This window comes from Selenomonadales bacterium, assembly GCA_017442105.1.
GTDB lineage: Bacteria > Bacillota > Negativicutes > RGIG982 > RGIG982 > RGIG982.
In genome coordinates this window covers 1-4854 of sequence record JAFSAX010000057.1, presented here as the reverse complement: position 1 = coordinate 4854, position 4854 = coordinate 1, and the positions used below count along the sequence as shown (strand labels likewise).

4 protein-coding genes are annotated in these 4854 nt (G+C 45.5%); 1 reads left to right on the top strand and 3 read right to left on the bottom strand.

Features of this window, described 5'->3' with window-relative positions:
• The 3 genes from pckA to ybaK all read right to left on the bottom strand — a co-directional run.
• Positions 1-1556: phosphoenolpyruvate carboxykinase (ATP) (gene pckA / locus IJN28_02540; GenBank protein MBQ6712654.1), on the bottom strand; the 1556-nt coding region annotated here is incomplete at its 3' end.
• 140 nt (positions 1557-1696) lie between these two features.
• Positions 1697-3199 (bottom strand): threonine synthase, encoded by a 1503-nt coding sequence (locus IJN28_02535; protein ID MBQ6712653.1) that lies wholly within the window; start codon positions 3197-3199, stop codon positions 1697-1699.
• A gap of 33 nt (positions 3200-3232) precedes the next feature.
• A complete protein-coding gene (gene ybaK, locus IJN28_02530; GenBank protein ID MBQ6712652.1) occupies positions 3233-3715 on the bottom strand; it encodes a Cys-tRNA(Pro) deacylase in 483 nt (160 codons plus the stop codon).
• A 200-nt stretch (positions 3716-3915) separates the two neighbouring features.
• Here ybaK and IJN28_02525 point away from each other — a divergent pair.
• The coding region (locus IJN28_02525; protein ID MBQ6712651.1) for an NAD(+) synthase at positions 3916-4854 on the top strand (939 nt) is incomplete at its 3' end.

Below are 4854 nucleotides of genomic sequence, written 5' to 3'. Positions count from 1 at the left end.
TTCAAAATTGCTTCAGGCATTTCATCTTTGAATTTTTCAAAGTTTTTGTTGAATGCGTCAGCAAGTTCTTTTGCTTTTGCGTCATAAGCATCTTTGTCAGCCCACGTATTGCGCGGAGTCAAAATTTCGGACGGCACATTTTCACATTCTTGCGGAACGTATACGTTGAAGATCGGATCGAGTACCCATTCAACATCGTCAAGCTTGCCTTCGAGAGCTGCCGTGATCATAGCGCGCGTGTACGAAAGTTTCATACGTTTGCCAACGCCGTACGGACCACCGGACCAGCCTGTGTTAACAAGGTATACTGCCGTATTATGTTTTTCCATTTTTTCGCCGAGCAAGTTTGCATATACGAGCGGCGAAAGCGGAAGGAACGGCTGACCGAAGCATGTGGAGAACGTTGCCTGCGGTTCAGTGATACCACGTTCCGTACCTGCCAATTTACTCGTGTAACCGGACAAGAACTGATACATAGCTTGTTCTTTCGTCAATTTGGAGATCGGAGGCAATACGCCGAATGCGTCTGCCGTCAAGAAGAGGATCGCTTTCGGATGGCCTGCTTTACCTTCGAGAACAGCATTCGGAATGCTCGTGATCGGATATGCAGCACGCGTATTTTCCGTAAGCGTACCGTTATCGAAATCAATCACACGCGAACCTTCTTCGAAGGATACATTTTCTACAACTGCGCCGAATTTTACAGCGTTCCAGATCTGCGGTTCGGTTTCTTCCGACAAGTGGATACATTTTGCATAGCAGCCACCTTCAATATTGAAGATACCGTTATCGCTCCAGCCATGTTCATCGTCACCGATGAGGCAACGGTTCGGGTCAGCAGAGAGCGTCGTTTTGCCTGTACCGGACAAGCCGAAGAAGAGTGCGGACGTGCCGTCTTTGCCCACGTTTGCGGAGCAGTGCATAGACAAGATACCTGCTTTCGGCAAGCGATAGTTCATGATCGAGAAAATCGATTTTTTCATTTCGCCTGCATAGCTCGTGCCGCCGATCAAGATAACATTCTTTTCAAGATGAACCAAAACGAATGCTTCCGAATTCGTTCCGTCAACAGCCGGTACAGCTTTGAAGCCCGGCATACAAATAACCGTAAAATCTTCCGGCGCATCAAATTTTTCTTCCGGACGAATGAAGAGCTGATGTACGAACAAATTCTGCCATGCAAATTCATTCACGAAACGTACGCGAAGCTGGCTTTCCTGATCGGCACCTGCGATACCGTCAAATACGAATACTTCTTTATGCTGTGCATAACCGAGCATTTTTTTGTAGAGTGCATCGAATACAGCTTCATCGATCGGTGCATTCGTGCCCCAAGCGATCTCGTCATGGACAGACGGAAGATCAACGACGAATTTGTCATGCGGAGAACGACCCGTATATTTACCCGTTACTACACGAAGCGCACCATTCGATGCAAGTACGCCTTCACCGCGTACAAGTGCCGCTTCTACCAATTCTGCAGGACTCAAGTTATGTCTTACATTACCTGCAACAGCCAAAAAATCTTGGCTAGCTTTCCATTCCAAAGTTCCCATTGTAACCATCCTTTTCTAATTTATTTTACTTATCTTATTTAGGGCTTCATCAGTGACATTCCCTAAAAATTTGCCTTACTTTATATAAATTCGTTTTTTTTCGCTATTTTCCTCTTTATTGGCAGAATATTCTTCATATTTTATTCATTTAAATATGCTTTTACCACTTCAGGCATTTCTTCTTTCGCACATACTGTCGTATGACGGATCGGTGCCGTCTTGAGAGATGCCAAGGCAGGCGGAACGACAAGACCGCTGATCTCAGCCAAACAGTCAAGCATTGCAAACTCATCTTTGCCTTCAAGCGTATCTTTTTCGACAAGTGCCTCCAGTACACTCTGATTGAATTTGTACGGACTTGCCGTCGACAAGATCACATTTACCGTATCAGTATCACCGCTTGCCGCGCGATATGTATTGGCAACATATTCCGCAACAGATGTATGTGTATCCATCGTGTAATGCGTTTCATCGAACACCTTGCGGATATTGGCAAGTGTCGTTTCATCGTCTGCATAATCTGCCCAGAACAGTTCCTGTATCTTCGCAAGCACTTCTGCACCGACATCATAGCGTCCCGTTTCATTAAGTGACTGCATCCAATCGGCTACCTGCGCGTCGTTGCCGTCTGTTACATGATACAAAAGACGCTCCAAATTGCTCGAGATCAAAATATCCATCGACGGAGATGCCGTTTTGTGGAATGTACGATTGCGATCATATACACCCGTACGCAAAAAGTCTGTCAAAACATTATTGGCATTCGATGCGCAAACGAATTTGTTTACGGGAAGTCCCATTCTCTTTGCATAATAGCCTGCCAAAATATTACCGAAGTTTCCTGTCGGTACAACGAAGTTAACCTTATCACCTGCTGCGATCGTGCCAGCTTTTACGAGATCGGCATATGCGCTGAAATAATATACGATCTGCGGAACAAGACGTCCCCAGTTGATGGAGTTCGCCGACGACAGTTTGAAGCCGTCTGCACGAAGTTCTTCATTATATACCGTATCATTAAAAATACGTTTTACACCTGTCTGTGCATCGTCAAAATTACCTTTGACCGCCAAGACCGTAACATTGCCGCCTTCCTGCGTGATCATCTGACGACGCTGGATCTCGCTGACACCGTTCTGCGGATAGAACACCGCGATCTTGATCTGATCGACATCTTTGAACCCTTCAAGTGCCGCTTTGCCCGTATCGCCCGAAGTCGCTACGAGAATAACGATCTCACTTTTCTCACCTGTTTTCTTGAGTGCAGTCGAGAGAAGCTGTGGAAGAAGTTGAAGTGCCATATCTTTGAATGCGCTCGTCGGACCATGCCACAATTCCAATACCGCATCTTTTTCACGAAGCGGATATACAGGAGCGATTGCTGCCGTATCGAACTTGTTATCACCATATGCCGCTGTTACACAAGCATCGATTTCATCTTGCGTATAATCGACTAAGAATCTGCTTAATACTTGTTTGGCTCTGTCTTGATATGATGCATTCGTCAATCCAGCCAAAAATGCTTCATCGACCGTCGGGATCTCTGTCGGTACGAAAAGACCACCGTTTGCTGACAAGCCTTGGATGATCGCTTCTGCCGATACAATATTTTCATTACCGCCACGTGTACTTACATAATTCATCTATATTCCTCCCACAATAAATCCATCATAATATTATTCTGCCATCGGTCGACTGATCGCTGCAACCGTCCCGTTTGCCGCCCGCACAAGATCACTCGGTGCTACGATAAGCTGCGCACCGCGGATTCCTGCACTGACTGCGATCACATCCCATTTTGTAATAGATGTATCAAAATAAATAGGATATGGCTTTTTTACCCCGAGTGGCGATACACCGCCTCGGATATATCCTGTCAAGCCTTGTACTTCTTTCAGCTGCACCATCTCAACCCGCTTATTACCGCTCGCTTGTGCCAATGCCTTAAGATCAAGCTCTCCCGAACCCGGCAAACAAGCCATCACGACACCTGTCTTATCACCGCGAGCAACAAGCGTCTTAAATACTTGATCGAGCGGCATCCCGATCTTCGCAGCAACATTGTCTGCCCGAAGATTATCAGGGTCTACTTTGTATTCTTTTATTTGGTATACAACTTTGTGCGTATCAAGAATTCTTGCCGCATTTGTCTTCTTCATGATATTTCACACTTTCTATCCTTCTCTTGTCATAAAGTTATTTTATCACTATTACGCTAAGTGTTTCAAGCAAAAAAACAAATGTATACACAAAATCAACTGGTTCTTCATCCTACTCAAAAATTTTTCACTTCGTGCGTACTATCTCCCGAAAATCGTGTATAATTGAAACATGATCTAATAATAAGGAAGGTGCTATCATGCTCAAACTTGCACTTGGGCAATTCGAAATCATTCCCGGTCGCCCGGATCTCAATACAACAACAATGCTTAACATGATACAAGAGGCTAAAGAAGCGCACGTCGATATACTCGTATTTCCTGCGCTTGCTATCTCGGGTCAACTTCTCTCCGATACGTGGAAACAAGCAGACTTCGTCCGTGACTGCATCTCTTACGGACAAGATATTATCGAGGCTTCGAGCGGCATCTGCATCATATTCGGTAATGTTGCCATAGACGAAACAGAGCCGACTCGCCTCTACAATGCACTTTTCGTTGCACAAAACGGTTCGCTTCAACACGCACCCGATGCCCAATATCCATTCTCTATCAAAGCAGATTCGCAAATAGGCAGCGGATTTGATGAAGCACGTTATTTCACAAGCCTTGAAACGATCATAAGCGAGCGCGGTGCTAATATCTCCGACTTTTTAGATCCGATTCCCGTTACATTCGGAGATAAAACATATACACTCGGATGCAGCATCGGTGACACAAATATCCTGCGTATCATTGAAGCCGATATCCATATCACGATCGATTCTGCCCCATTCATCACAGGAAGTGAAACGCATAAACATGCGACCTTCTCTAAACTGACCGCCGATACCCGAACCCCGTTCATCTACGTCAATGCAACAGGTATCCAAAACAGCGGTAAGACGATCTATCTGTTCGACGGAATCAGCAGTATCTATGATAAAGGCGGTCAGATGATCGCTGTTTGTAAACCATTCGCCAGTACGATGCAAATCGCAGAATTGAATATACATGGTGACAACTCGTATATCATGCCACCCGCAGCCGCATGCTCGATCGCGCAGATCCATCAAGCACTCCATTACGGCGTAAAAAAATTCCTCGATCAGATCGGTGTTCATAAGATCGTCATCGGCGCTTCTGGCGGGATCGACTCC